This is a genomic window from Nocardia yunnanensis, from assembly GCF_003626895.1.
GTDB lineage: Bacteria > Actinomycetota > Actinomycetes > Mycobacteriales > Mycobacteriaceae > Nocardia > Nocardia yunnanensis.
This window is the reverse complement of sequence record NZ_CP032568.1, coordinates 4,234,301-4,259,353: the sequence shown is the minus strand read 5'-3', so window position 1 is coordinate 4,259,353 and position 25,053 is coordinate 4,234,301. Positions and strand designations below refer to the sequence as shown.

Annotated in this window: 27 protein-coding genes and 1 pseudogene; 15 read left to right on the top strand and 13 right to left on the bottom strand. The window is 70.7% G+C overall.

Annotation, left to right across the window (positions count from 1 at the left end):
- The first annotated feature begins 101 nt into the window (after positions 1 to 101).
- Complete coding sequence (gene katG / locus D7D52_RS19965; protein ID WP_425464686.1) at positions 102 to 2,234, top strand: catalase/peroxidase HPI; 2,133 nt, start codon at positions 102 to 104, stop codon at positions 2,232 to 2,234.
- A gap of 125 nt (positions 2,235 to 2,359) precedes the next feature.
- Here katG and D7D52_RS19960 read toward each other — a convergent pair whose 3' ends face one another.
- The 3 genes and pseudogenes from D7D52_RS19960 to D7D52_RS40365 all read right to left on the bottom strand — a co-directional run.
- Entirely contained in the window at positions 2,360 to 2,863 is a 504-nt protein-coding gene (locus D7D52_RS19960; protein WP_246023175.1) for a hypothetical protein, read from the bottom strand.
- A gap of 67 nt (positions 2,864 to 2,930) precedes the next feature.
- Positions 2,931 to 3,185, bottom strand: coding sequence for a hypothetical protein (locus tag D7D52_RS39270; protein ID WP_246023174.1), 255 nt, complete (start codon positions 3,183 to 3,185; stop codon positions 2,931 to 2,933).
- 347 nt (positions 3,186 to 3,532) lie between these two features.
- Positions 3,533 to 3,745: pseudogene (locus D7D52_RS40365) on the bottom strand (helix-turn-helix domain-containing protein); the annotation flags it as partial.
- A gap of 163 nt (positions 3,746 to 3,908) precedes the next feature.
- Between D7D52_RS40365 and D7D52_RS19950 the strand changes: the two are divergent.
- Positions 3,909 to 4,760, top strand: coding sequence for an alpha/beta fold hydrolase (locus tag D7D52_RS19950; protein WP_120738541.1), 852 nt, complete (start codon positions 3,909 to 3,911; stop codon positions 4,758 to 4,760).
- A gap of 42 nt (positions 4,761 to 4,802) precedes the next feature.
- On the opposite strand, the gene D7D52_RS39920 is transcribed toward D7D52_RS19950, so the two are convergent.
- Complete coding sequence (locus D7D52_RS39920) at positions 4,803 to 5,549, bottom strand: SCO6745 family protein (RefSeq protein WP_120738539.1); 747 nt, start codon at positions 5,547 to 5,549, stop codon at positions 4,803 to 4,805.
- A gap of 259 nt (positions 5,550 to 5,808) precedes the next feature.
- Between D7D52_RS39920 and D7D52_RS19940 the strand changes: the two genes are divergently transcribed.
- Positions 5,809 to 6,519, top strand: coding sequence for a metal-dependent hydrolase (locus tag D7D52_RS19940; protein WP_120738537.1), 711 nt, complete (start codon positions 5,809 to 5,811; stop codon positions 6,517 to 6,519).
- A gap of 51 nt (positions 6,520 to 6,570) precedes the next feature.
- A complete protein-coding gene (locus D7D52_RS19935; protein ID WP_120738535.1) occupies positions 6,571 to 7,065 on the top strand; it encodes a phosphoribosyltransferase in 495 nt (164 codons plus the stop codon).
- Between the two features lie 79 nt (positions 7,066 to 7,144).
- Here the strand turns inward: D7D52_RS19935 and D7D52_RS19930 are convergent, their stop codons facing one another.
- The 4 genes from D7D52_RS19930 to D7D52_RS19915 form a co-directional block, all read right to left on the bottom strand.
- Positions 7,145 to 7,636 carry a peptidylprolyl isomerase gene (locus D7D52_RS19930; RefSeq protein ID WP_120744286.1) on the bottom strand — a complete coding sequence of 164 codons (492 nt, stop codon included), beginning with the start codon at positions 7,634 to 7,636 and terminating at the stop codon, positions 7,145 to 7,147.
- Positions 7,637 to 7,846: 210 nt separating this feature from the next.
- A complete protein-coding gene (gene gloA2 / locus D7D52_RS19925; RefSeq protein WP_120738533.1) occupies positions 7,847 to 8,233 on the bottom strand; it encodes an SMU1112c/YaeR family gloxylase I-like metalloprotein in 387 nt (128 codons plus the stop codon).
- 41 nt (positions 8,234 to 8,274) lie between these two features.
- The gene (locus tag D7D52_RS19920; RefSeq protein ID WP_120738531.1) at positions 8,275 to 9,126 is read right to left on the bottom strand and encodes a fructosamine kinase family protein; all 852 of its coding nucleotides are present in this window, start codon (positions 9,124 to 9,126) and stop codon (positions 8,275 to 8,277) included.
- Positions 9,127 to 9,232: 106 nt separating this feature from the next.
- Positions 9,233 to 10,021, bottom strand: a complete 789-nt coding sequence (locus D7D52_RS19915; protein WP_120738529.1) for a helix-turn-helix domain-containing protein — start codon at positions 10,019 to 10,021, stop codon at positions 9,233 to 9,235.
- Positions 10,022 to 10,153: 132 nt separating this feature from the next.
- Between D7D52_RS19915 and D7D52_RS19910 the strand changes: the two genes are divergently transcribed.
- The 3 genes from D7D52_RS19910 (at position 10,154) to D7D52_RS19900 (ending at position 12,361) form a co-directional block, all read left to right on the top strand.
- Positions 10,154 to 10,933: a DeoR/GlpR family DNA-binding transcription regulator gene (locus D7D52_RS19910; protein WP_120738527.1), complete on the top strand. Its 780-nt coding sequence runs from the start codon at positions 10,154 to 10,156 to the stop codon at positions 10,931 to 10,933.
- Between the two features lie 26 nt (positions 10,934 to 10,959).
- Entirely contained in the window at positions 10,960 to 11,328 is a 369-nt protein-coding gene (locus tag D7D52_RS19905; protein WP_222932648.1) for a hypothetical protein, read from the top strand.
- A 160-nt stretch (positions 11,329 to 11,488) separates the two neighbouring features.
- Positions 11,489 to 12,361 (top strand): SDR family NAD(P)-dependent oxidoreductase, encoded by an 873-nt coding sequence (locus D7D52_RS19900; protein ID WP_246023173.1) that lies wholly within the window; start codon positions 11,489 to 11,491, stop codon positions 12,359 to 12,361.
- 9 nt (positions 12,362 to 12,370) lie between these two features.
- Here D7D52_RS19900 and D7D52_RS19895 read toward each other — a convergent pair whose 3' ends face one another.
- The gene (locus tag D7D52_RS19895) at positions 12,371 to 12,907 is read right to left on the bottom strand and encodes a sugar O-acetyltransferase (protein ID WP_425464685.1); all 537 of its coding nucleotides are present in this window, start codon (positions 12,905 to 12,907) and stop codon (positions 12,371 to 12,373) included.
- A 59-nt stretch (positions 12,908 to 12,966) separates the two neighbouring features.
- Here D7D52_RS19895 and D7D52_RS19890 point away from each other — a divergent pair, with 59 nt between their 5' ends.
- Positions 12,967 to 13,881 (top strand): TIGR03619 family F420-dependent LLM class oxidoreductase, encoded by a 915-nt coding sequence (locus D7D52_RS19890; protein WP_246023172.1) that lies wholly within the window; start codon positions 12,967 to 12,969, stop codon positions 13,879 to 13,881.
- A 128-nt stretch (positions 13,882 to 14,009) separates the two neighbouring features.
- On the top strand, positions 14,010 to 15,227 hold the full coding sequence (locus tag D7D52_RS19885) for a beta propeller repeat protein (protein ID WP_120738521.1): 1,218 nt from the start codon (positions 14,010 to 14,012) through the stop codon (positions 15,225 to 15,227).
- A gap of 210 nt (positions 15,228 to 15,437) precedes the next feature.
- Here D7D52_RS19885 and D7D52_RS19880 read toward each other — a convergent pair whose 3' ends face one another.
- The 3 genes from D7D52_RS19880 to D7D52_RS19870 form a co-directional block, all read right to left on the bottom strand.
- The gene (locus tag D7D52_RS19880; RefSeq protein ID WP_246023171.1) at positions 15,438 to 17,162 is read right to left on the bottom strand and encodes a DUF4153 domain-containing protein; all 1,725 of its coding nucleotides are present in this window, start codon (positions 17,160 to 17,162) and stop codon (positions 15,438 to 15,440) included.
- Between the two features lie 79 nt (positions 17,163 to 17,241).
- Entirely contained in the window at positions 17,242 to 18,249 is a 1,008-nt protein-coding gene (locus tag D7D52_RS19875; protein ID WP_425464551.1) for a HAMP domain-containing sensor histidine kinase, read from the bottom strand.
- The gene (locus D7D52_RS19870) at positions 18,246 to 18,932 is read right to left on the bottom strand and encodes a response regulator transcription factor (protein ID WP_120738519.1); all 687 of its coding nucleotides are present in this window, start codon (positions 18,930 to 18,932) and stop codon (positions 18,246 to 18,248) included. Before D7D52_RS19870 ends, D7D52_RS19875 begins: the two co-directional genes overlap by 4 nt.
- 119 nt (positions 18,933 to 19,051) lie before the next feature.
- On the opposite strand from D7D52_RS19870, the gene D7D52_RS19865 reads away from it, so the two are divergent.
- The 4 genes from D7D52_RS19865 (at position 19,052) to D7D52_RS19850 (ending at position 21,864) form a co-directional block, all read left to right on the top strand.
- Positions 19,052 to 19,600: a hypothetical protein gene (locus D7D52_RS19865; protein ID WP_120738517.1), complete on the top strand. Its 549-nt coding sequence runs from the start codon at positions 19,052 to 19,054 to the stop codon at positions 19,598 to 19,600.
- A 110-nt stretch (positions 19,601 to 19,710) separates the two neighbouring features.
- Positions 19,711 to 20,271, top strand: coding sequence for a copper chaperone PCu(A)C (locus D7D52_RS19860; RefSeq protein ID WP_246023170.1), 561 nt, complete (start codon positions 19,711 to 19,713; stop codon positions 20,269 to 20,271).
- On the top strand, positions 20,264 to 21,490 hold the full coding sequence (locus D7D52_RS19855; protein WP_120738515.1) for a Dyp-type peroxidase: 1,227 nt from the start codon (positions 20,264 to 20,266) through the stop codon (positions 21,488 to 21,490). The genes D7D52_RS19860 and D7D52_RS19855 overlap by 8 nt, the downstream gene beginning before the upstream one ends.
- 38 nt (positions 21,491 to 21,528) lie before the next feature.
- Positions 21,529 to 21,864 carry a YnfA family protein gene (locus D7D52_RS19850; RefSeq protein WP_120744280.1) on the top strand — a complete coding sequence of 112 codons (336 nt, stop codon included), beginning with the start codon at positions 21,529 to 21,531 and terminating at the stop codon, positions 21,862 to 21,864.
- A gap of 195 nt (positions 21,865 to 22,059) precedes the next feature.
- Here D7D52_RS19850 and D7D52_RS19845 read toward each other — a convergent pair whose 3' ends face one another.
- Positions 22,060 to 22,707, bottom strand: a complete 648-nt coding sequence (locus D7D52_RS19845; RefSeq protein WP_246023169.1) for a TetR/AcrR family transcriptional regulator — start codon at positions 22,705 to 22,707, stop codon at positions 22,060 to 22,062.
- Between the two features lie 117 nt (positions 22,708 to 22,824).
- On the opposite strand from D7D52_RS19845, the gene D7D52_RS19840 reads away from it, so the two are divergent.
- Together D7D52_RS19840 and D7D52_RS19835 are read left to right on the top strand one after the other, a co-directional pair.
- A complete protein-coding gene (locus D7D52_RS19840) occupies positions 22,825 to 24,321 on the top strand; it encodes an MFS transporter (protein ID WP_120738513.1) in 1,497 nt (498 codons plus the stop codon).
- Complete coding sequence (locus D7D52_RS19835) at positions 24,318 to 24,998, top strand: SGNH/GDSL hydrolase family protein (protein WP_120738511.1); 681 nt, start codon at positions 24,318 to 24,320, stop codon at positions 24,996 to 24,998. The genes D7D52_RS19840 and D7D52_RS19835 overlap by 4 nt, the downstream gene beginning before the upstream one ends.
- Positions 24,999 to 25,053 lie beyond the last annotated feature (55 nt).

The window sequence follows — 25,053 nt, the reverse complement described above, 5'->3', positions numbered from 1 at the left end:
ACACCCCCTCGAAAGGACGACACATCGTGCCTGAGCACCCGCCCATCGCCGAAGCCAACACCGAACCCGCCGCCGGTGGCTGCCCCGTCTTGCACGACAAGATGACCGCTCCGGTCGAGGGCGGCAACGCCAACCGCCAGTGGTGGCCCAACCAGCTCAACCTCAAGATCCTGCAGAAGAACCCGGCCGTCGCCAACCCCATGGACGAGGGCTACGACTACCGCGCCGAGTTCAAGACCCTCGACCTGGCCGCCGTCAAGGCCGACATCGTCGAGGTCATGCACACCTCCCAGGACTGGTGGCCCGCCGACTTCGGCCACTACGGCCCCTTCTTCATCCGCATGGCCTGGCACGCCGCCGGCACCTACCGCGTCCAGGACGGCCGCGGCGGCGCCGGCGCCGGCATGCAGCGCTTCGCGCCCCTGAACTCCTGGCCCGACAACGCCTCCCTCGACAAAGCCCGCCGCCTGCTGTGGCCGGTCAAGAAGAAGTACGGCAAGAAGCTGTCGTGGGCCGACCTCATCGTCTACGCCGGCAACGTCGCCCTCGAGGACATGGGCTTCGACACCTTCGGCTTCGGCGGCGGCCGCGTCGACCAGTGGGAACCCGAAGAGGACGTCTACTGGGGCCCCGAGACCGAATGGCTGGGCGACGCCCGCTACACCGGCAAGCGCGACCTCGAAAACCCGCTCGCCGCAGTCCAGATGGGCCTGATCTACGTCAACCCCGAAGGCCCCAACGGCAACCCGGACCCGGTCCTGGCCGCCCTCGACATCCGCGAGACCTTCGCGCGCATGGCCATGAACGACGAGGAGACCGCCGCCCTGATCGTCGGCGGCCACACCTTCGGCAAGACCCACGGCGCCGGCCCCGCCGACCACGTCGGCCCCGAACCCGAAGCCGCCCCGCTCGAGGAGCAGGGCCTGGGCTGGAAGTCCTCCTTCGGCACCGGATCCGGCCGCTTCGCCATCACCTCCGGCCTCGAGGTCACCTGGACCCCCACCCCCACCAAGTGGGACAACAGCTTTTTGGAAACCCTCTACGGCAACGAGTGGGAACTCACCAAGTCCCCCGCCGGCGCCCACCAGTGGGTCGCCAAGGACGGCCAGGCGATCATCCCCGACGCCTTCGACAACACCAAGCGGTGGCTGCCCACCATGCTCACCACCGACCTGTCGATGCGCTTCGACCCCATCTACGAGCAGATCACCCGCCGCTGGCTCGAGCACCCCGAAGAGCTCGCGGCCGCCTTCGCCAAGGCCTGGTACAAGCTCACCCACCGCGACATGGGCCCCAAGGTCCGCTACCTCGGCCCCGAGGTGCCCGCCGAGACCCTGCTGTGGCAGGACCCGATCCCGGCCGTCGACCACGAGCTCATCTCCGACGTCGACGCAGCGGCCCTCAAGGCCAAGATCGCCGACTCCGGCCTCACCGTCGCCCAACTGGTGACGACCGCGTGGGCGGCGGCGTCCTCCTACCGCGGCTCCGACATGCGCGGCGGCGTCAACGGCGGCCGCATCCGCCTGCAGCCGCAGGCCGGCTGGGAGGTCAACCAGCCCGACGAGCTGGCCCAGGTCATCCGGGTGCTCGAAGGCATCCAGGCCGACTTCGACAAGCCCGTCTCGTTCGCCGACCTGGTCGTGCTCGCCGGTAACGTCGGTGTCGAAACCGCCGCCAAGGCAGCCGGATTCGACGTGACCGTGCCGTTCCGGCCCGGCCGCACCGACGCCACCCAGGAACAGACCGACGTGGAATCCTTCGCGGCGCTGGAAACCCCCGCCGACGGCTTCCGCAACTACGTCGGCAAGGGCGCCAACATCCCGGCCGAGTACCTGCTGCTCGACAAGGCCAACCTGCTGACCCTGTCCGCGCCGGAAATGACCGTCCTCGTCGGCGGCCTGCGCGTGCTGGGCGCCAACTACAAGGGCTCCCAGCAGGGCGTGTTCACCGACCGTCCGGGCGTGCTGTCCACGGACTTCTTCGTGAACCTGCTCGACATGTCCACCAAGTGGGCCCCCGTCGACGCCGACAACACCAGCTACATCGGCACCGACCGCACCACCGGCGAAACCGTGTGGACCGCCTCGCGCGTCGACCTGGTGTTCGGCTCCAACTCGCAGCTGCGCGCCCTGGCCGAGGTGTACGCCGAAGACGACTCCAAGCAGAAGTTCGTCAACGACTTCGTCGCCGCCTGGACCAAGGTCATGGAACTCGACCGCTTCGACCTCGTCTGACGGTCACCGGATAACCCGGTGATGCCCCCGCACCGTTCGGTGCGGGGGCATCACCCGTTTCAGGGGCGCATCCCCCGTTTCAAGGCGCATCGATCGATTCTGTTGCGCCACAACCGCATCCGCTCTCACGCCCGGACCTCGACATGACCGTGGAAGCGCCGACCGATATCGCTGCCGTCATGGTTGTAGGCGTCCATGATGTCGCGCAGCTCGGCGACCAACCGCCGCAACGCCTGCGACTCCACACCGCTGTCCTCCCACCCCCACTCCTGCGGCACCTCGGCGACCACGACCCGGATCCCGGCATCGAAGGGGGTGTCCACGGTGTAGGTGATCCCCGCGGGCGCGTCCCGAACCGCGTTGCGCGACGCCAACTCCCCCGCCACCACCGCCTCGGCGAACACCCGCGCCAACGCGATGTCCTCCCGCACCATGTCCGCGATCCGCGACAGACCCGCATGCCGGCCACCGCGCTCGAACCGCTGCCCATAACTGCGATCCCCCACCGTGCGCACCGGCCCGGAACCCAGGATCCGCTCCAGCATGCGCTGCGCGGCCGCACGCTCGGCCGCCCCGGTCCGCGGATGCTCGATCAGGTCCCGCAACCGTTGAATTCGACTCGTATTCACCCTCGCCTCCCGAGATCCGATGGTAGCCACCGGCATCCGGCAGCGGGGAAACCCCGGGCGGCGACGGTCACCGGTCGTGGTCGGCCATCATGTGATCGAGGTAGAGGGCCATGGCGCGCCGTTGCGCGGGCGAGGCGTCGTCGCCGGATTCGAGGGCAGCCAGGGCGAGCTGCTGGGTGTCGCCGGTCGGGTCCGGGATCTGGTGGGCAGAGTCGACCTCGATACCCGCGGCGCGTTCGCTTCGCGCGGCGGCCTCGGCGAATCGCACACTCGCACCGGCCCATTCCGCCACCCGGGAGTCTTCGGGATCGGCATCGGCCAATTCCGTCCACAGCCGCTCGAGATCCCTTTCGCCTGCGCGGCCATGGTCTCCTCGGAGGCGACCACCGCGTCGCCGAGAGCGATGCGCGCCACCTCGTCCACGCCGAGCAGCCGCTCGAGAATCAAATACTGCCGCAAGGTCTCGTCATCGACCGTGACACGGTGGTGCTCCAGTAGCGCCCGCAGCTCCGGCGAACCGTCGGCGGTGACCAACCCCAGCCCACTGGGATCGGCACGCAGGACGCGAATCAGCTCCCGCTGCTCGGCAATACGCTGCTGCTGAGCCGCCAAGGCCGCATCGGCGCCCGCCAGAATCTCACCCATATCGTGGCCATCAGCCAGAGCGTCGCGTACCTCCCCCAACGTCAAACCCACACCGGTCAACCGCCGAATCCACAACAAACGCGTCACCTGCGCCAACCGATAGACCCGGCGCCCCGCCGAATCACGCTCCGGCGCCGGCAGCAAACCCTCATGGTGGTAATACCGGATCGTGCGAGTCGTGGTGCCGGCCAGCCGCGCCACCTCACCGATGGTCAATGTCTTGCGGATCGGGTTCATGCCTCCAGGCAATCACTTGACGTGACGTCAACCGCAAGCTGCGTCGCAGACAGATCACTGAGATACATGCATATTTCTTCATGTGAGCATGCCTCACCAATACCGTTGCCAATGGACAAGATCGGCCATACCCCGAAACTGAAACTCGTTCTAGTGTGGTCGGGTGGATGTCAACTACGAGAACACTCGACGCGAAATCGCCACCGACACCGGCATTCTGCGCTACCACGAAGCCGGCGACGGCCCTCCCCTACTGCTGCTGCACGGCTCCGGCATCGGCGTCAACGGCTGGCGCAACTTCCGCGGCAACCTCGGCTTCTACGCCGACCACTTCCACTGCTACGTGCTGGAATTCCCCGGCTTCGGCGTCAGCGACCCCGTCCCCGGCCACCCGGTGCTCACCGCCGTCGACTCCGTCGTCCGCTTCATGGACGCCCTCGACCTCGACTCCGCCGCCATGATCGGCAACTCCATGGGCGGCGTCGTCGCGGTCAATGTCGCGATCGAACACCCGCAGCGCGTGGAGAAGATCGTCGCCATCGGCGGCGTCGGCCACAGCCTGCTGGCCGCCAACCCCAGCGAAGGCACCCGGCTGCTGTCGGAATTCGCCGACCACCCCACCCGTGAGGGCCTGCTGCGGTGGCTGCGGTGCATGATCCACGACCCCAAGATGATCACCGAAGAGATCATCGAGGAACGCTGGTCCGCGGCCGTCGAGCCGGACGCCCAAGCCAGCCTGCGGGCCATGTATGGGTCCGAAGCGCTTGCGCGGCAACAGCAATTCCTCGAGCACTCCCCTACCCCGCCCTACTGGTCGATGCTGCACAAGGTGAAAAGCCCGGTGCTGATGACCTGGGGCGCCGACGACCGGCAGTGCCCCACCGATATGGCGCTGATCCCGCTGCGGCAGATACCCAACGCCGAACTGCACGTGTTCCCCCGGTGCGGGCACTGGGTCATGTACGAGGCGAAGGAAGCCTTCGAACGCGTCACCCTCGAATTCCTGCACCGCTGAACAGGAGTGCCGGGTGGGCCGGCAACCCACCCGGCGCTCGGATCAACGGCTGCCGAACACCGTCGCCTGACACGCGTCGAGCAGGCTCACCAGCTCCTCGCCCTCCTTGTCGTCGAGCACCGCGAAGGCGGGGGCGATCAGATCGTCGGTGATCGACTCCGCCTGCATCCAGCGGCCTTTCAGCTCCGCGGTGATCTCACCGTAAGGCTCCGGCCACCCGAAACTGCGGGCGTGATCGGTCCCGGACTCCATCGGCGAACCCGCGATCAGCACCGCCTGCAACGGCGTCAGACCACTGCCGAGCACACCGACCAGATGCAGACCGCCCCGCAACTCGCGCAGCACGTGAATCAGCTGCAGCACCAACCCCGGCGCATCGGCGGCCTGCGGCAGCGCCCGCCAGCCCGCGAACAACGGCGCACCGATCGGATCCGCGGCCGCCACCACCCGCTGCAGCAACTCCGCCAGCCGCCCCGCATCCTCGAAACCCGCCAGCTTGCGGCGACCGAAATCCTGGCACACCTGCAAATACCCCAGCGCCGCCGCCTCCGCCGGCACCGCCGCCGTGGCCTCCCACGCCGCCCGCACCGTCTCGGGACGGAAGAACCCGAACGCCGACGCCACCACATCCGCGTCCACCTCGCCCAGCACACCACCGCGCCCACGCGTATAGCCCGGCAGGAACCCGGGCACCCCGGTCCCCTCGGAGAAGGCTCGCGCTTCCCGCGAGAACATGAATCCCCCACCGATCTGCTGGATCTGATCCTTCACCGCGGACGCTACCGACATGTCCGTTCCTCTCTGAGCGGAAAGCGCAATCGATCCGAGACTATTTCAGCGCGCCGACCGGCCGCGCACGGGCACCGGGAAAGCGACGCGGAACACAATCACGACAACCGCCGGCCACACCCGCAAGCGAATCAGCATGCCCCGACACAGGATTCGAGGCAGACAGCCGACCGCCATCGGAACCACCTGCCCGGCAACCACACTCGACTCACAGCTTCATCCGAATAGACTGTCGGTCAGATCCGCTAACCTTCCTGCGGTGCTAGGACATTCACATGCGACCAGCGGCGCGCTCGCCTGGTCGGCGGCGGCCGCGGCGCTACCGTTCACCGTCTTGACCTATCCCGCAGTGCAATCCGGGGCCATCGGCTCCGTCGATCTCGTGATGGGCACCTTTCTCACCGCGGGCGCCGCGCTGCTGCCCGACGCCGATCACCCCAGCGGCACCATTTCCCATGTGCTGGGACCGATCTCGCACTACGCGTGCCGGCTCATCTCGTGGATCTCCGGCGGACACCGCCACGGCACCCACTCCTTCGCGTTCGTCGCCGCCGTCACCTACGGCACCTGGGCCGGGGAACACTTCCTCGGCCGCTACTTCACCCTCGCGCTGGTGTTCTTCCTGCTCGCGCTGGCCATCAAATCCCTCGGCTTCGCGCCCAGCGGCGAGGGTCTGAAGTCCTACGGCACCGTGGTGATCCTCGCCGTCTGCGGCACCTTCGCCATCGACCACTGGATCAGCGACAAACCCCTGTGGCTGCCGTTCTCCGTCGGTCTGGGCGCCCTGGCCCACCTGATCGGCGACTGCCTCACCGACCGCGGCTGCCGGCTGCTGTGGCCGCTGAAGATCCGCACCCGCATCCCGATCATCGACCGCACCGGCAACAAGGTCGAAACCGTGGTGCTGGTGCCGCTGTTCGCCCTCGCCACCCTCGGCCTGCTCTGGTACACCCTCACCCACCATCCCTGACCCCCGCCTATGATCCCAACAACCAACGGCGGCAGCCAGAACGGAGTCGGCATGAGCGATCGCGAAGAACTGACCTGGGAGATCTTCGGCACGGCCAGCCGCGAACTGGCCCAGGAGATCGCCGACGACGGCTTCGAACCCGACCTGGTCCTGTCGATCGCCCGCGGCGGGCTGTTCGTCGCCGGCGCCCTCGGCTACGCCCTCGACGTCAAGAACCTCCACGTCATGAACGTGGAGTTCTACACCGGCGTCGACCAGCGCCTCGACATGCCCGTCATGCTGCCCCCGGTACCCAGCGCCGTCGACCTCACCGGCGCCACCGTCCTGGTCGCCGACGACGTCGCCGACACCGGCAAAACCCTGAAACTGGTGCGCGACTTCTGTTCCGCGCACGTCGCCGAGGTGCGCTGCGCGGTCATCTACCAGAAACCGCACTCCGAAGTGAACTGCGAATACGTGTGGAAACGTACCGACCGCTGGATCAACTTCCCCTGGTCGGTGCAGCCGCCCGTGGTGCGCCGCGAGGTCCGCGTCCTCGACGCCTGACCCGCCAAACACCGTACGTACCAACGACAACGGCCCGGAACCAGCAGGTTCCGGGCCGTTCGTTGCGGGAACGGGTCGATCAGACCAGTTCGGCGGAGAGAATCGTGATCGGCTCGACCGGCACGTCACCGTGGCCGGACTTGTTGGAGGTGCGCACGCCCTCGATGGAGTCCACCACGGACTCACCGTCGACGACCTTGCCGAACACCGCGTAACCCCAGCCGTCCTGGCCCGGGTAGTTCAGGAAACCGTTGTTGCTGGTGTTGATGAAGAACTGCGCGCTGGCCGAATGCGGCGCCGAGGTGCGCGCCATGGCCACGGTGTACTTGTCGTTCCTGAGGCCGTTGTTGGCCTCGTTCTCGACCTGATTGGGGGCAGGCTTCTGCTGCATGTCCGCGGTCAGGCCGCCGCCCTGGATCATGAAGTTCGGGATCACCCGATGGAACACGGTGTCCGTGTAGTGGCCCGCCTTGACGTAGTCGACGAAGTTCGCGACGGTCTTGGGCGCCTTGGCCTCGTCCAGTTCCAGGGTGATGTCCCCGGCGGAGGTCTTCAGGAGCACTTTGGTCATGCGACCCATCGTATGGGAGCCGCCCGGGCAGCGACCGAGCGGCATCGAATAGCCGCTCCCTTCTTCGAGGTTGGAGGGTGATGGATGTGGTCAGAAGGTTGCTGTCGGAGGTGATGCCGCGGGTATTGCCTGGAAGGAGGGTACATGCGTAGATGCGCATAGTTCCATTTCTTAATGTTCGCAATAGCGGGGCGGGCGGCCCGGCCGAGTTCAGGCTTCGTACAGCTCCAGCGGCAGATCGTCCGGGTCGGCGAAGAAGGCGAACCGCTTCCCCGTGTACTCGTCGACGCGCATCTCCTCCACCGCCACTCCCCTCCCCCGCAGCTCCGCCAGCGCCGCTTCCACATCCGCCACCGCGAACGCCAGATGCCGCAGCCCCGCCGCCTCGGGCCGGGAGGGCCGCGGCGGCGGTTCGGGAAACGAGAACAGCTCCAGCTGACCGCCGTCCGGCAGCGCGAGATCCAGCTTGTACGAGCGTCTTTCGGCCCGATAGTGCTCGGCGATCACCCGCAGTCCGAGGATCTCGGTGTAGAACGTCTTCGACTTCTCGTAGTCCGAGGCGATGATCGCGACGTGGTGGATCCGCTGCAGCTGCACTCCCCCGACGCTAGCGCACGGCTCCCGACGCCGGCGCACGCCTATGCGGCCAGGGCGGAGGCGGCCGCGGACAGCAGCATGCCGCGATAGGAGCCGCCGAACAGGACGACGTGGACGAGCAGCGGATGCAGTTGATGCAATGGGATGCGTTGGCGCCAGCCGGAATTCAGGGGTGCGATCTCCTGGTAGGCGGCCAGGATGCGGTCGAGCTGCGGGGCGCCGAACAGCGCGAGCATGGCCAGGTCGGTTTCGCGGTGGCCGCCGTGGGCGGCGGGGTCGATGAGCAGGGCGTGGTGGTCGGTCCACAGGATGTTGCCGGACCACAGGTCGCCGTGCAGGCGGGCGGGTGGTTCGGGTGGGCCGGCGAGGTCGTGGATGCGGTCGAGGACGCGTTCGAGGAGGCGGGTGCCGTCGCGGCCGAGGGTTTCGGCGGCGGCGGGGAGATAGGGGGCGAGGCGGCGGTGGGCGTACCAGGGCGCCCAGTCGCCGGTGGTGGGGGTGTTGTCGAGGGGCAGGGTGGCGATGTAGCCGGGCCAGGGGGCGCCGTAGGTGTCGGGGTGGTCGGTGTGCAGGGTGGCGAGGGCGCGGCCGAGGGTTTCGGCGGCGGCGGGTGTGGGGGTGTGGGGTGGTTGCCAGGGCAGGACGAGCAGGTGGGGGTCGGCGGCGATGACGGGTGGGACGAGGTCGGGGTGGGCGGCGGCGAGCCAGCGCAGGCCGGCGGCTTCGGCGGTGAGGATTCCGGTGTGGTGGCCGTCGGGGTGGGCCTTGACGAAAAGGGTTCGGCCGTCGGCGGTTTCGGCGCGGTGCAGGGTCCAGGCGTGGCTGTGGCCGAGGGGGTCGAGCCGGGTGATGGGTGTGCCGGTGAGGTGGGTGAGGTGCGCGGGCACGTCCATGGGCTCTCATTGTGCGGTATGACCGGTGTCGGTCGGACCGACTAGTCGGATCGGGGCGGATTCGAGCAATCCGCCGCGTGGGGAGCGCGTCTCGGGAGTCCGGGTGCTACCCGGTGGTGGCGAGCAGTTCGTGGAGGGCGGTGGCGGTGGCGGGGTCGGCGGGCAGGAAGGCCTCGATCGCGAGTTCGGCGACGGTGACGTTCATGGGGGTGCCGAAGACGGTGGTGACGCTGAGGAATGCGAGTTCGCGGTCGTGCAGGCGCAGGCGCAGCGGGACGACGGCCTGGTCGGGTTCGGGGAGGCGGGGTGGGTGTTCGCCGCCGGGGTAGGCGCGTAGTTCGTCGAGCAGGGCGCTCAGTGCGGGGGCGCCGGTGACCTCGATTTGGCGTTGCAGGCGTTCGAACAGGTGGCCGCGCCATTCGGCGAGGTTGGTGATGCGGGGTGCGAGGCCGTCGGGGTGCAGGGTCAGGCGCAGGGCGTTGACGGGCGGGGTGAGCAGGGCGGGGTCGATGCCGTCGAGGAACAGTGTGATTCCGGCGTTGGCGTCGATCATGGTCCAGGCGGCGTCGATGGCGAGGGCGGGGTGTGGTGCCAGTCCGGTGAGCAGTTGGCGGACGGCGTCGCGGATCGGGGCCATGGCGGCGGTGTCGAGGGCGGGTTCGGTGTAGACGGGGGCGTAGCCGGCGGCGAGCAGTAGGCGGTTGCGTTCGCGCAGGGGGATGTCGAGTTCGTCGGAGAGGTGCAGCAGCATCTGGCGGCTGGGGGTGGCGCGGCCGGTTTCGATGAAGCTGAGGTGGCGGGCGGAGGTGTCGGCGCGGCCGGCGAGTTCGAGTTGGCTCAGGCGTCGGGTGGTGCGCCAGTGCCGTAGGAGGTCGCCTGCCGTGGGTGTGGCCATGGGCCGATCCTACGAATTGTGCGGGTGCGCAATCCATTACCGGTGGGGTAATCGTCGTGTGCGCTCGGTCGGCGCGACCATGTTTCGAACAGGATCTTGTTCGTTCCAACATGTGAATGTTAGAAATGGTGGGTGGATGCTGCCGAACGGTGGGATGTGACGCTGCGGCTGGTGCAGGGCGCCGAGCGCGCGTCGGTGTCGGAATTGGCGGCGCGGCTGGGTGTTTCGGAGATGACGGTGCGCCGTGATCTGGAGGCTCTCGCGCAGCGCGGGCTGGTGCGGCGTGTGCACGGCGGGGCGGTCGCGACCCGATCCCCCGCCGGCGCCGGCGGTTTCGACGATCGCGCGCAGTGGTCGGCGGCGACCAAGCAGCGGCTGGGCGCGGCGGTCGCGGCGCTGATCCCGGCAGGGTCGCGTGTGCTGCTGGATGCGGGCACCACGACGGTGCATGTCGCGCGGGCGTTGCGCGGGCCCTTGTCGGTGACGGCGTTGAGCCTGCCGGCGGCGATGTGCCTGGCCGAGCAGTCCGAGATCGATCTGCTGGTGGCCGGGGGTCGCGTGCGCCACGGTGAGCATTCCCTGGTCGGTCCGCTGGCCGTGCGGGCGCTGGAGGGGTTGGCGTTCGATGTGTTCGTGTTGTCGATCGGTGGCGTGCACGCCGAGTACGGGTGGTCGGAGTTCGGGCTCGACGATGCGGCGGTCAAGCAGGCGGGGCTGGCGCAGTCGGCGCGGGTGGTGGCGGTGGCCGATGCGACCAAGCTCGGGGTGCGGGCCTTCAGCCGGGTGGCGCCGTTGGGGGCGGCGCACGAGTTCGTCACCGACCGGTCGGCGTCGGATCCGGTCATCCATCCCGCCGGACCCCCCACCCTCGAGGCGCTGCGCGATGCGGGCGTCCTGGTGCACACGATTTGAAACCCTTACTCGAAGGAGTTGTCCCCGTGTCGAATTCGCAGATGATCCTGGTCGCGGGCCCGTATCGTTCGGGTACCGCCGACGATCCGGCCAAGCTGGCCGCCAATGTGCGCGCCATGAACGAGACCGCGCTGCGGCTGTTCCGGGCCGGGCATCTGCCGGTGACCGGTGAGGCGCTGGCGCTGCCGCTGCTCGAGACCGCCGGCAGCACGCGGCCGGGAGATCCGCTCTACGACGAGATCTTTCACCCTGTCGCCGAACAACTGCTGGCTCGCTGCGATGCGGTGCTGCGCATCGGCGGGCCCTCCGAGGGCGCGGACCGGATGGTCGCCCAGGCGCGGGAGGCAGGCAAATACGTCTATCGCAGCCTCGAGGAGGTGCCGGCGGCCGGCTGAGCGATGCCATCGCGGCGACCACCTCCCGGGCGGCGTGGGGTGCTGTCATCGGGCAGTGTGCCTGAATTCCGCAGCCCGGTTGGTGCTGCCGCACAACGACGGCGTTTGCGTTGCGCGGCAGCGGCTTTCGCCGGGCGCGGCGCAATCCCCGTCGACCACGATGACGCGACAGCGCGGCGGCGGTGTGGCAGGCTGGCAGGGCATGAAGACCATGCTGATCACGGGGGCCACATCGGGGATCGGCCTGGCGGCCGCGCACGCGCTGGCCGCCGAGGGACATCATCTCGTGCTGGTCGGCCGCAACCCCGACAAGCTCTCCGCCGCCGCGCAATCCGTGGGCGGCGACGCCCGCGTGGACACCCTGGTATGTGATCTGTCGCGGCTCGAGCAGGTGCGTGCGCTGGCGGACACCGTGCGCGAGCGCTACGACCGTCTCGACGTGCTGGCCAACAATGCCGGCGGCTTCTACGCCCACCGCAGCGAGACCGCCGACGGTCTCGAATCCACCTTCGCGCTCAACCATCTGGCCGAGTTCCTGTTGACCGAACTCCTGCTGGATCTGCTGCGCGCCGGCGCGCCCGCCCGCATTCTGTTCACCTCCTCGGCCATGCACTACGGCAACACTCTGCGTTTCGACGATCCGCAGTTCCGGCACGGCTACAGCGGGCAGGCCGCCTACGGCCGCGCCAAACTCGCCAATATCCTCTATGCCCGCGATCTGGCGCGGCGGCTGCCCGCGAACCTGGTGACCGCCAACGCCTTCCATCCCGGCGTCGTGGCCACCGATATCTGGGATTCCGCGCCCTGGTTCGCCCGCCCGGCCCTCGCGATCGCCAAACGGCTGTTCATGATCAGCCCCGAGGAGGGCGCCCGCACCCTGACCTATCTGGCCACCGACCCCGACGTCGCCGCCGTCACCGGCTGCTACTTCCAGCACAACCGCGTCAAAGCCCCCGGCCGCGCCGCCCAGGACGACGCCGCCGCCGCCCGCCTGCACCGACTCTGCGCCGACCTCGTCGGCCTCCCCCAGTAACCCGCCCCCTCACAGTGCCCGCACCACCCGCGCGGGATTGCCTGCGGCGAACACCTTCTCGGGCAGCTCCCGTGTCACCACGGCACCGGCGCCGACGACGGTGTTCGCGCCGATCCGCACCCCCGGGCACACGATGACACCCCCGCCGAGCCACACATTGTCGCCGATGGTGATGGGCGCGGCGGTCTCCCAGCGCGCGCGGCGCAGGTCGTGATCGTCCATCGGGTGCAGGGCGGTCAGCAGCTGCGCGCGGGGCCCGATGGAGACGTCGTCGCCGATGGTGACCGGCGCGCAATCCATGACGATGGCGTCGTAGTTGAGGAAACTGTTGCGGCCCAACCGGATCGAGTACCCGTAGTCGCATTGGAAGCGCGGCATGATCCACGAACCCTCCCCGATCTCGCCGAGCAGCTCCTCGAGGATGGCGCGCCGCTGCGCGTCCTGGTCGGCGCGGGTGGCGTTGAACCGGTCGAGCAGGCGGCCGCAACGGCGTCGTTCGGCGACCAGTTCGGGATCGTTGTCGCGGTAGAGGTCTCCGGCGAGCATGCGGTCTCGGTGTTGTCCCACCCGGCCCATCGTGGCGGCCGCGCGGGGGTGGGCGCCATGTGTCTGGTATCACGGAGAGGGTGAAAATCGGTTTCGCGCTTCCCCAGTATGGTTCGCACGCGCGTGAAGGTGCGCGGATCGCGCACTATGCCACCACCCTCGAGCATGCGGGGGCCGACAGTTTGTGGGTGGGTGAGCGGCTGATCGCGGCGACCGATCCGCAGGTCGGGTATGGCGGGAAGGACACCATTCCCGACGAATTCAACTGTGTGCTCGACCCGTTCGTGGTGCTGGGCATCGCGGCCGCGGCGACCGAGCGGGTGCGGTTGGGCACCAATGTGCTGATCGCGCCGCTGCATCGGCCGGCCGTGCTGGCGCGGGCGTTGACCACCGTCGAGGTGGTCAGTGCGGGACGGTTGATCGCCGGGTTGGGGATCGGGTGGTCGCCGGAGGAGTACGCGGCCGCCGAGGTTCCCTTCACGCATCGGGGCGCGCGGCTCGAGGAGACCCTGGATGCGCTCGAAGCGATCTGGACCAGCGACCCCGCCGCCTACCAGGGGCGGTTCGTGCAGGTGCCCAGTCATCGCAGCGAACTCAAACCGGTGCGGCGGCCGCCGATTCACCTCGCGGCGTTCAGCCCGGCCGGGCTGGCGCGCATCGGGCGGCGCGGCGACGGCTGGCTGCCCATGGTCCCGGTGCCCGGCCCGCCCGGCTGGGGCAAACAGCTGCTGCGGTTGCGCGCGGTCATCGACGAGGCCGCCGTCGCGGCGGGCCGTGATCCGCAGGCCATCGATACGGTGTTGCGCGTCAATATCGCCGCGGGCACCGATCTCGAACTCGTGGCCGACACCGTCCACTCCGTCGTCGCCGACACCGGATTCGACGACGTGTTCCTCGACCTGCTCTACGTCACCGACTCCGTCGACCACATGCTCGACACCGCCGCCGACCTCCTGCAACGCCTGCGCGCCTGACCCCGCCCACCCAGCCGAATGGGCGAATCGGACATGCAGCGGGCATACTCGGTCCCGTTGTGCCACAGGCCCGCCCGGACGACCGTCCCGGCAGCGGCCGGGGCGGGTGTCGAAGGGAGTCGGGGCCGGTGGGTTTGCGCAGTCCGGTCGTGCTGGCCGGAGTCGTCGGAGTGGGAGTCCCGGTCCTGGCGGCAGGGCTGATCGCGGCACTGACCGTCGACCCCGGACATGAAGGGCCCTACCCGGCGGGGCACGCCACCACGCAGGCGGCCGCCACCCCGTCCGCGGGCATCGAGACACCGCAGGCCACACCCGTACCCACCGCGCCCGCTGCTGCGGAACCCGTTGGCTTCCAACCCGATTCGGTCCAGTTCGCGTCTGCCGACGACGGCTGGGTGCTGGGACACACCTCTCCGTGTGCGGGCGCGTCGTGCCTGGCGTTGCGCAAAACCACCGATGGTGGCGCCACCTGGGAGCAGGTCGCGCTGCCGCAGCCGTTGCGCGACAGCGACGCCCACGGCGGGCGACTGATCTTCGCCGACAGCCACCACGGCTGGATCGAGACCTCGCACGGGCTGTTCGCCACCCACGACGGTGGAACCACCTGGCGCCCGGCCGATCCCGAGCTCACCGCCGAAGTGCAGAGCGGATCGCTCACCGTCTCCGGCGACACCGCCTACTTCGCGGCCGTGGAGACCGGTGGCCGACCGGTCCTGTTCACCAGCACCGTCGGCACCGACTCCTGGACCAAGACGACCGGCATCCCGGCCACGGTCGGGGGCGGCCCCAATCCCCTGGCCCACGTGGTGGCAGTGGGCAGCCGGGCCTGGTACGAGGTCTACGACCGGGGCTGGGGCGGCGCGCGTCTCGTCGACGGGACCTGGACCGGCTGGGCATCGCCCTGCGGCGGGGACGGCCCGGCCGACTGGACGGTCACCTCGGCCAAACGCGTGCTGGCCCTGTGCGGCCGCAGCGGCTTCCACGACGACAACGGCACCACGATGCGGCTGCTGACCTCCATCGACGGCGGGGTGAGCTTCACCGAGACCGCGCAACTGGCGCCCACGCTCGTCCCGAACGCGGCCCTCGCCGCCGCGGACGCCACCCACCTGAACGCCGTCCTCGACAACCAGGTGCTCGCGTCCGCCGACGGCGGGCAGAGCTGGAGCACCGCCTACACCGCACCCGACCCCGGCTGGCAGGTGTCCTCCAGCGTGTTCGCCACCGACACAACGGGTTTCATGATCCTGGCCCAGGCGGGCACCGGATCGGGGCCGCAGGCCACGAGGATGCTCGTCACCCAGGACGCCGGACACAGCTGGGCGCCCGTCGAATTCGGGGTTTGATCACCAAACGCCAGTGACGCCGGCGGCCAAGTGGGGCGGGCGGCCAAGTGACGCGGGTGGCCCTAGGTCTGCGGGTGCCGCGCATCCGAACCTCCACGAACGAGGCCCCCAGAGAAGCCGCACGAACGAGGCCGCCCAGAGAGGACGCTCCCTCGCCCTCGCGACGCTCGGCTCAAGCGATGCTCGGCTCATCGGACGCGGCGAGGGCAGTCAGTGGCCGGCGGTGGCGCGGGCGTAGTTCCAGCTCTGCCAGGAGTCGGCGGGCAGGCGGGTGCGGATGACGTCGGCGATGGCGGCGCGCTCGGGGGCGGGGAGGCGGTCGGTGGCCGGCAGGGCGTCCGCGGACAGGGTGCTCAGGTAGGCGGTGTCGAGGGGTTTGCCTGCCTGCCAGCGGTCGATATTGCGGTCGGCGACAAAGGCTTCCGGGTCGAGCAGCGCCAGACCCAGCAGGGTCACCGCGGCGGCACCGGCCGCCGTGCGGGGCATCCAGCCGCGCCGCAAACGCACCAGGCTCGCCGCCACCAGCAGGTACACCAGCGCGATCCAGCCTTCGCACACCTCCACCAGCAGCCGCGACACCGTGAATCCGTACGCCTGCTGATAGGTCCACATGCGATGCAGCGCCGAGGCCACGATCACCAGCGTCAGCACGCACACCAGCGCCACCGCGGCACGCAGCCAGCGTCGTTCGGCACGTGCGCGCTGCCGCGCGTAGCGCAGCACCGCCGCGATCACCGCCAGCGTCAGCACGCTCACGATCGACAGCTGCCAGAACCCGCCGCGGGCGTACTCGGCGTAGGTCAGCCCGGCGGTGCGCCGCACATACCCGTCCCCGCCGAACAGCACCGCCACCTGCGTCCCCACGAACGCCGCGAACACGATCGTCAACGTCCCCACCGGGATTCCCCACTCCACCGGCGAGAAACGGCGAATTCCCTTCCGGCCCCACCGATCCCCGGCCGCCGCCTGGTCTTCCCAATCGGCGTGCGGCGCGTCCCCGGCGGACGGGAGCGGTCCGGCCAGCAGATACAGCGCCCCCGCCGTCCCCAGCCCGGCGACGCAGAACACCAGCGTCCACCGCAGCACCGCGGGCACGTCGATGCTCGGCAGCAGCGCGTCCACCAGTCCCGCGAACACCGCGTCTGCGCCGGCCAGCAACGGCACCATCACCAGCAGCAGGGCCGCGGCGACCGCGACCGACCACCACACCCGCTGCGACCCACCGCCCCGCCGCTCCCGCGCCGCCCGCAGCGCCCGAGACAGCCACGGCGGCGAACACAGCGCCGCGACCGGCACCGCCACCGCCTCGACCCACAACCCGTACACCGAGCGCGGCACCACCGCCAGCGACCCCGCCACCGCGGCGCCCACCACACACAACCCGAACAGCCACGGCGCGTCCCGCAGCGCCCCAACCCCCAACAGCGCCAACGCCATCCCCACCCACCACACCCGACGCCAACGCATCGGCGCACCGGTGCGCCCATTCGCCGCGCCCACGACTGGAACCGGATCCGCGCCCGCGTCCGGGTACACGCCCGTGTCCGTGCCTGGCTCCGGGTCCGCGTCTGGCTTCGCGCCCGCGTCTGGGTTCGCGACCGCTTCCGCGTTTGGGTCCGGGACCGTGTCTGGGTTCGGGTTCGCGACCGCTCGGCGGGCCGCGCGATCGACCGTGTACACCGCGCCCGCCGCGATCGCGCCCGCCAGCACCCATCCCACCCCCGGCCGATCCAGCGGCACCAGCACCGCGGCGGCCACGCCGACCCCGGCGGTGGCGGTCAGCGCCCCGGCCGGAACCGGCACCAAGGCCGAGCGCGGGGGAACCCGTTGCGGGATCGGCGCTCTCGCATACGCGTCCCGACCGGTCACGGCAGGCGGCGCGTCGTCGATGACCTCCGACTCGGAAAGCGTTGTGTCGTTACGGTTTTCGGGCATGGCGAAGCCTCCACTGGGTGTGCGGGACCGTCCCGGGTGCGCGGCGCGCAGCGGGTGACGGAGGGGAATGTCGGCGGTGTCAGGGTCCGGGCAGGGTGACGCGGATGCGCGAGCCCGGGTCGGCGACGGCGATGGTGCCGCCGTGCAACTCCACGATCCAGCGCGCGATCGCCAAACCCAGACCGGTGCCGCCGCCGCTGGCGCGCCCGCCCCGGGTGAAGCGTTCGAACACCCCGGCGCGTTCGGCCACGGGGATGCCGGGCCCGTCGTCGGCGACCTCGAGCACGGTGTGGCCGCGCTCGCCGACGGCGCGCACCCGGACCTGGCCGTGCGCGGGGCCGTGGCGGGTGGCGTTGTCGAGCAGGTTGAGCAGCACCTGATGCAGGCGGGCGTGATCGGCGTGCACGGTCAGCGCGGGGTCGGCGACCGCGATGTGGAAGCGCACCGGCCGGTCGATGGCCGCGGCCATCACCTCCGCCTCGGCGACCACCTGCTTCAGCAGCGGCTCCACCGGCAGCGTCTCGCGTTCCAAGGCCACCGCGCCGGCTTCCACGCTCGACAGCGCCAGCAGCTCCGACACCAGCAGGCTCAAGCGTTCGGTCTGCGCGAGCGCGGTGCGCAGGGTCGCCGGATCGGGTTGCGACACCCCGTCGACCAGGTTTTCCAACACCGCCCCCAATGCGGTGATGGGCGTACGCAATTCGTGCGACACGTTCGCGATGAACTCGCGCCGCTGCTGATCGGCCGCGGCCAGATCGGCGGCCATCTGATTGAACGCCGCCGCCAGCTGCCCCACCTCGTCGCGGGAGGTGGCGCGTACCCGGCGCGAATAGTCGCCGTGGGCCATGCGCCGGGCGGCGGCGGTCATCTCCCGCAGCGGCAGCGTCATCCCGTGCGCGAGCACCTGCGAGAACACCAGCGCCAGCAGCGTGGCCGCGATGGTGGTGCGCGGCGGCAACCAGCCGATCTGCCAGGCGAAGAACCCGAACGCCACCGCCCCCGAACCGACCATCACGATCGCCAGCTTCACCTTGATCGAGGGCACCCGATCCAGCGGCCGCGGCCACCAGCGGGCCGCGCGGTTCACCGCGCCTCCAACGCGTACCCGACCCCGTGCACGGTACGAATCAGATCCGCGCCGAGCTTGCGTCGCAAGGCCTTGATGTGCGAGTCGACCGCGCGGGTGCCCGACGCGTCCGCCCACCCCCACACCTCGCTGAGCAGACGCTCGCGGGCCAGCACCGTGCGCGGGCGGCGCGCCAGATTCACCAGCAGCTCGAATTCCAAAGGGGTGAGCTGGGTTTCGGTGTCCGCGCGCCACACCCGCCGTTGATCGGTGTCGATGCGCAGATCCCCGACCACGATGCTGGTGCCGGGCGCGGCGGTGCGTTCCACCCGTCGCAGCAGCGCCGCCACTCGCGCGGCGAGCACCCGCATGGAGAACGGTTTGGTCAGATAGTCGTCGGCGCCGACCCCCAGGCCGACCAGCATGTCGGTCTCGTCGGTGCGGGCGGTGAGCATGAGCACCGGCACCGGGCGGCGCGCTTGAATGCGCCGGCACACCTCGAGCCCGTCGAAGCCGGGCAGCATCACATCCAGCACCACCAGATCCGGTTCCCCCGCCGCTTCGGCGGCCACCGCCGCGGGACCGTCGTGGACCACCTCGACGGCATACCCTTCCGCGCGCAGCCGGGCCGCGAGGGACTCGGCGATGGTGGGTTCGTCCTCGACCACCAGAATCCGGCGCGGACTCCTCGGACTGGTTTCCATACAGGCGACCTTAGGCAACCACCATGGAGATGGTTCGCGCCGATTGTGAAGATCCTGTGCGGACACCGGTCCCGCGACCTGCACACCGCGCCTCCGACACCGCGTCGTAGCATGAGCGCATGCCCAGCCCGACGGATCCCAGCGCGCGCCTGCGCGGCGCCGCCGTCGGCGCGTGCTCCGGAGCGGTGGCCGTCCTCGCGCACGGACTCGGCGGCGGCGCGACGCTGCCCGGCGGGCCGTCGCTGACCCTGCTGCTGGCGGCGTGCACGCTCGTCGGGGTGGTGGTGGCGTCGCTGCGGCCACGCTACGGGGCGGCAGGGACGATGGCGCTGCTGGCGGCGGGACAGTCGATCGGGCACGGCGCGCTGTCGCTGTCGCCGGGCCATCACCACCACGGAGCGTCGCCGTCGATGCTGCCGGCGCATCTGGTCGCGATCCCGGTGGGCGCGATGGTGATTCGCGCCGCCGAGGCGGGGCTGCGGCGGGCCGTCACCAGCGTGCGGCGGTTCATGCAGGCCCTGGGTTCGGTCCCGGTGCCCGCGGTGCGCGTGGCGCGCCGGCGCGAGCGTGACGATCGCGCGGAGGCGGGACGGTTGCGGGTGGATCCGGGCATCGGCCGGCGCGGCCCACCCGGGCAGGTCGCGTTCTGTCTTCTCGCTCCGGCCTGAAAACCGGCCCGGCCCTTCGCCTCCGGTCGACCCCGACCCGTCGCGCCTGCTGGACACCGTGTTTCGCCGGTTCGGAGCGCTCCCGTCCCCTCGACACCAGGAGTTCCTCCATGTCCTCGATGACCCCCGCGCGCCCGCGCCCCCGTGGATTGGCTCGCCGTCTCGGCGCGGCCGCCGCCCTCACCACCCTCGCCCTCACGGCGGTGGCCTGTTCGAACTCGCAGCAGGCCGCCGATTCCAGCGGCAAGGCCGCCGACGCGGTGTCGCTGTCGGACCAGTGGATCAAGGCCGCCGACAGCGGCATGTCCGCCGCCTTCGGCACCCTCACCAACAACTCCGACAAACCGGTCAATCTGGTGGCCGCCACCAGCCCGGCCTCGGCGACCGTGGAAATCCACGAGACCGCCCCCGACGGCTCCGGGGAGAAGATGATGCGGCCCAAGGCCGGCGGCCTGGTCATCCCCGCCCACGCCAAGGCCACCCTCGCCCCCGGCGGCGACCACCTGATGTTCATGGGGTTGAAAGCGCCGCTGCGCACCGGCGCGGAAACCCCCATCACCCTGACCTTCTCCGACGGCTCCACTACCACCGTCACCGCGCAGGTGCGTGATTTCGCCGGCGGCAAGGAGAACTATCAGCCCTCCGGCGACAACGCCGCCCACGGTGGCTGACCCGGCGACACCGCCGCGCCTGACCCGGCGACGCCTGCTCGGCGGCACCGCCGTCGCGGCCGGCGCGGCCGGGGCCGCCGGAATCGGCTGGGGCGCGGCCAGTCTCACCCGCCGCGACCACGACCGCGACCCCGGCCTGGACACCGTCGCCTTCTACGGCGAGCACCAGGCCGGCATCGCGACCGAGCCGCCGGGACATGCGGCGTTCGCGGCCTACGACCTGGCCGCGGGCACCACGCGCGAGGACATCGTCGGACTGCTGAAAATCTGGACCGACGACGCCGCCCGGCTCACCCAGGGCATGCCGGCGCTGGCCGACACCGAACCCGAACTCGCCGCCCGCCCCGCCCGGCTCACCGTCACCGTCGGATTCGGGCCGCGGATGTTCGCCGTCGCCGGGCTCGACCAGCGGCGGCCGCCCTGGTGTAACCCGTTGCCGCCGTTCACCATCGACCGGCTCGATCCCGCCTGGTGCGACGGGGATCTGCTGCTGCAGATCTGCGCCGAGGAGGCCACCACCGTCGCGCACGCCGTGCGCGTGCTGTCCAAACACGTGAAGTCGCTGGTGTCGGTGCGCTGGGTGCAGCGCGGATTCCGCAACGCCGCGCGCGGGCAGACCATGCGCAACCTCATGGGGTCGGTCGACGGCACCGTCAACATCGCCCCCGGCACCCCCGATTTCGAGCGGCTGGTGTGGGACGACGGGGCCGCGCGGCCGTGGCTGGCCGGCGGCACCTCGATGGTGTTGCGGCGCATCGCGATGAACCTCGAGACCTGGGACGAGCTCGACGCCGACGGGCGCGCCCTCACCGTGGGCCGCACCGTCGCCGAGGGCGCGCCGCTGTCGGGCGGCGCCGAATTCGACGAGGCCGACTTCGGCGCCGTCGACCGCTACGGCATCCCCAAGATCCCGCCGTCCTCGCACATCGCGCGCGCCCACCACGCCCACGACGGGGAACGGTTCCTGCGCCGCGGCTACAACTACGACGACGCCCCCGCCCCCGGGCACGTGTCGAACTCGGGTCTGCTGTTCGCGTCCTTCCAACGCGATATCGACACCCAATATCTGCCGGTGCAGCAGCGGCTGGCCGAGTTCGACGCCCTCAACCAGTGGACGATCCCGGTCGGGTCGGCGGTGTTCGCCATCCCGCCCGGCGTGCCCGGCCCCGGCGGCTACCTCGGCCAGCAACTGTTCGAGGCGGCCGCGACACGCAACTGAGCGCGACCGGCGCGACCGCGGGCTCTAGGGTGGCGGACATGACCGTGGCGCGATCGATCCTGTTGTTCGGGCTGGCCGCCCTCGCCGAAATCGGCGGGGCGTGGCTGATCTGGCAGGGGGTGCGCGAACAGCGCGGCTGGGCGTGGATGGGGGCCGGGGTGGTCGCGCTCGGCCTCTACGGGTTCGTGGCCACCCTGCAACCCGACGCGCAGTTCGGGCGCATCCTGGCCGCCTACGGTGGGGTGTTCGTGGCCGGATCGCTGGTGTGGGGCATGGCATTCGACGGATTCCGGCCCGACCGCTGGGACGTGACCGGGGCGCTGGTGTGCCTGGCCGGGGTGGCGCTCATCATGTACGCGCCCCGCCCGGCCTGACCCGCCGCGGGCATTGCTCCACGTGAAACCAGCTGTGACCGAACTGCATTCACGCAGTCGATGCAGAATTGCAGGGCGCGAAGCGGTTTCGCCGACCTGCGGGTCAGGGCACGGGTGAGGGCGCGAAGCGGTTTCGCCAGCGCGCTGGTCAGGGCGCGAGTGGCAGACGGTGTACGCCGGCACCCGACGTAATGCTCAGCGGTCGGGTCCGAGCAGGCCGTCCACCAGTTGCCGCGCCAGCGGCAGCGCCGTCTCGTCACCCAGGCGCGCCGCGGTATTGGCGGCGGCCACGATCGCGTCCAGCTGGAACGCCAGCGCGTGCGGATCCACGCCCGCGAGCCGGCCCTGCTGCTGGGCGCGGCCGATCTCCTTCTCCAGCACCGCGAACCAGTCGTCGCGGTCGGCGACCAGCGCGTCGCGCACCGCGCCGGGACGACTGTCGAACTCCGGCACGATCTGGCCGCGGAAACAACCGCCCGGCAGCACCGGCTCCTCGATATAGGCGAACCAGCGCTCGATCATCGCCCGCAACCGCGGCATCCCGCGCTCGGCGGCGTGGGCGGGGCGAATCACGGTGTCGACGAACATCTCTCGCGCGGCGGCGACCGCGGCCAGTTGCAGGTTCTCCTTGGTGCCGAACAGCGTCGCCACCCCGGATTTGCTGACCCCCAGATCCCCGGCGAGCTTGGCCAGGCTCAGCGCGGTCAGCCCCTCGACCGAGGCGACCTCGGCGGCGCGGCGCGCGATACCGGCACGAGCGCGCGCGCCTTTCGCCAGCCGACCGTCGGAGACCTCCTCGGGGGCGGAAGCGTCGTGTTCGGGTGCGTGCACGGGCTGGGTCACCTCTCCATCTTGCACCGAACGGTTGCGTAAACGCACGATCGGTCGTACTTTTCAACAATACGAACGATCGTGCGTATAGTTTTCATCCGCGATATCCGTTGCGCAGAGAGCACACCGATGACCGACCTCACCCACCCACAGCCCACCCCCGATCCCGCGCCCGACCCCCGTCCCGCCGCCGAAAGCCCGACAGCGACAACCGCCCCAACGACAACCGCCGCGCTCCGCGCCGCCGAATCCTCTTCCGCCCCAACCGCTTCCCCCGCCGCCCGGCGCGCCCTGCTGGTCGCCTCCGGCGCGGCGTTCATGTCCTTTCTGGACCTGTCGGTGGTCAATATCGCCTTCCCCGCCCTGATCCGCGACTATCCCGCCACCGCGCCGGCCACCCTGACCTGGATCGTCAGCGGTTACGCGGTCGCCTTCGCCGCCCTGCTCACCCCGGCCGGGCAACTGGCCGACGCGCTGGGGCGCGGACGCGTGTTCCTCACCGCCCTGGCCGGATTCGCGCTCACCTCCCTGCTGTGCGCGCTCGCGCCCGGCGCGGACTGGCTCATCGCCGGCCGCTTCCTGCAGGGCGCCGCAGCGGCGTTTCTCATCCCGGCCGGGCTGGGTGTGGTGTTGAGCGTGACCCCGCCCGCCCGCATCGGCGTGGCCATGGCCGCCTGGACCGCAGCGGGCGGTTTCGCCGCCACCGTCGGACCGGCCGCGGGCGGGGCGCTGGTCGACTGGTTCGGGTGGCGGTCGGTGTTCGTGGTCAACGTGCCCCTCGCGGCGATGCTGATCGTGGCCGGCCTGCGCCTCGCCCGCGGCGAGCGCCGCCACCCGCACGGCCTGCCCGACCCCGTGGGCACCGCTGCCACCGGCGTGGGCATCGGCGCCGTCGTCGCCGCGGTCACCCAGGGCCAGCAGTGGGGCTGGGGCGACCCGCGCACCCTGGCCTGCGGCGTGGGCGGCCTGGCGCTGCTGGCGCTGGCGCTGTGGCGCTCGCGCCGCCATCCGCGCCCGGCCATCGCGGTCACGTTGTGGCGCAGCCGTTCCTACGCGCGCGTCAATGCGGTGGCCTTCGTGTTCGGTGCGACCATGTTCGCCTGGCTGCTGGCCGGGCCGCTGTGGCTCGACACCCTGTGGCACTACTCGGTGCTGCGCTCCGCGGGCGCCATGACCGTCGGCGCGGTCGCCGCCATGGCGGGCGCGGTCGTGGCCGGGCGCGCCCCCGGCTCGTGGCAGCGCGGGCTCGGGGTGCTGGGCGCGCTGCTGTTCGCCGCGTCCACCTTCTACATGAGCACCGACGCCTGGGACGCCACGCCCGCGCTGTGGACGGCGTGGATTCCGGCCGGGCTGCTCGGCGGCAGCGGCATCGGGCTGCTGATCACCGTCCTGGGCACCATCGCCGCGGAATCCCTTCCGCCGCAACGGTTCGCGGCCGGTGTCGGGATGAATCTGACCGCCCGCCAAGCCGGGGGCGCGCTCGGGGTGGCGATCCTGGCCGCCGTGTTCGCCGCCCACCCCGCCCAGCCGCTGACCGCCTTCCACACCCTGTTCGCCGTCTGCGCCGGCATCGCCGTCGCCGCGGCCGTGCTGGCCGCACTGCCCGTCAAGGAGCCGATCGCATGACCGCGCGCACCGAAACCACCGACCCCTACACCCTGTCGGACGCCACCGCGGCCGCGCTGCTGCGCGAGGTGCCGTGGCGGCGCTTCGCGGTCATCGGCGACTCCACCGCCGAAGGCGTCGGCGACCCGTGGCCCGGCTACGAATCCGTCCCGTGGGCCGACCGGGTGGCGCGCTGGCTGCTGGCCGCCCACCCGCGCACCGACTACCTCAACACCGGCCGCACCGGCGCGCTGCTGAGCGAGGTGCTCGCCACCCAGCTACCCGCGCTCGACGCGTTCGCGCCCGACCTGGTGCACATCAGCTGCGGCGGCAACGACCTGTTGCTGCGCGATGCCGCGCTGCCCGCGGTGGAAGCCGCCCTCGACGAGCTGTGCGGCCGGGTCGCCGCCACCGGCGCGCGGCTGTCGCTGTTCACCCTCACGGATTCCTTCACCGGCCGCATGGCCCCGCTGCGTCCGCGCTTCGCCGAATTCGCCGACGCGGTCCGGCGGGTCGCGCACCGCCACGACGCCATCCTCACCGAATTCTGGGACCACCCCGCCCGCCTGCGCCCCGGCTGGCTCTCCGCCGATCTCATCCACCTGACCATGGCCGGGCACGCGGTCGTGGCCGCCGATATCACCCGAAACCTCGCCCGCCACGCCGCCCGCCCACCCGAACTGGCCACCCGCCCCTGAAACGGCCAATGCCGCACCCGATGCAGTCCTGCACCGGGTGCGGCATTCGCTGACG

Bases quoted from the DNA above. Each gene is read 5' to 3' on its own strand.
- katG (WP_425464686.1), top strand. From the start codon at position 102: ATGACCGCTCCGGTCGAGGGCGGCAACGCCAACCGCCAGTGGTGGCCC.
- D7D52_RS39920 (WP_120738539.1), bottom strand. From the start codon at position 5,549: ATGTCGGTAGCGTCCGCGGTGAAGGATCAGATCCAGCAGATCGGTGGG.
- D7D52_RS19935 (WP_120738535.1), top strand. From the start codon at position 6,571: ATGAGCGATCGCGAAGAACTGACCTGGGAGATCTTCGGCACGGCCAGC.
- D7D52_RS19930 (WP_120744286.1), bottom strand. From the start codon at position 7,636: ATGACCAAAGTGCTCCTGAAGACCTCCGCCGGGGACATCACCCTGGAA.
- D7D52_RS19920 (WP_120738531.1), bottom strand. From the start codon at position 9,126: ATGGACGTGCCCGCGCACCTCACCCACCTCACCGGCACACCCATCACC.
- D7D52_RS19915 (WP_120738529.1), bottom strand. From the start codon at position 10,021: ATGGCCACACCCACGGCAGGCGACCTCCTACGGCACTGGCGCACCACC.
- D7D52_RS19900 (WP_246023173.1), top strand. From the start codon at position 11,489: ATGACGCGACAGCGCGGCGGCGGTGTGGCAGGCTGGCAGGGCATGAAG.
- D7D52_RS19895 (WP_425464685.1), bottom strand. From the start codon at position 12,907: ATGCTCGCCGGAGACCTCTACCGCGACAACGATCCCGAACTGGTCGCC.
- D7D52_RS19880 (WP_246023171.1), bottom strand. From the start codon at position 17,162: ATGCCCGAAAACCGTAACGACACAACGCTTTCCGAGTCGGAGGTCATC.
- D7D52_RS19870 (WP_120738519.1), bottom strand. From the start codon at position 18,932: ATGGAAACCAGTCCGAGGAGTCCGCGCCGGATTCTGGTGGTCGAGGAC.
- D7D52_RS19865 (WP_120738517.1), top strand. From the start codon at position 19,052: ATGCCCAGCCCGACGGATCCCAGCGCGCGCCTGCGCGGCGCCGCCGTC.
- D7D52_RS19860 (WP_246023170.1), top strand. From the start codon at position 19,711: ATGTCCTCGATGACCCCCGCGCGCCCGCGCCCCCGTGGATTGGCTCGC.
- D7D52_RS19850 (WP_120744280.1), top strand. From the start codon at position 21,529: ATGACCGTGGCGCGATCGATCCTGTTGTTCGGGCTGGCCGCCCTCGCC.
- D7D52_RS19840 (WP_120738513.1), top strand. From the start codon at position 22,825: ATGACCGACCTCACCCACCCACAGCCCACCCCCGATCCCGCGCCCGAC.
- D7D52_RS19835 (WP_120738511.1), top strand. From the start codon at position 24,318: ATGACCGCGCGCACCGAAACCACCGACCCCTACACCCTGTCGGACGCC.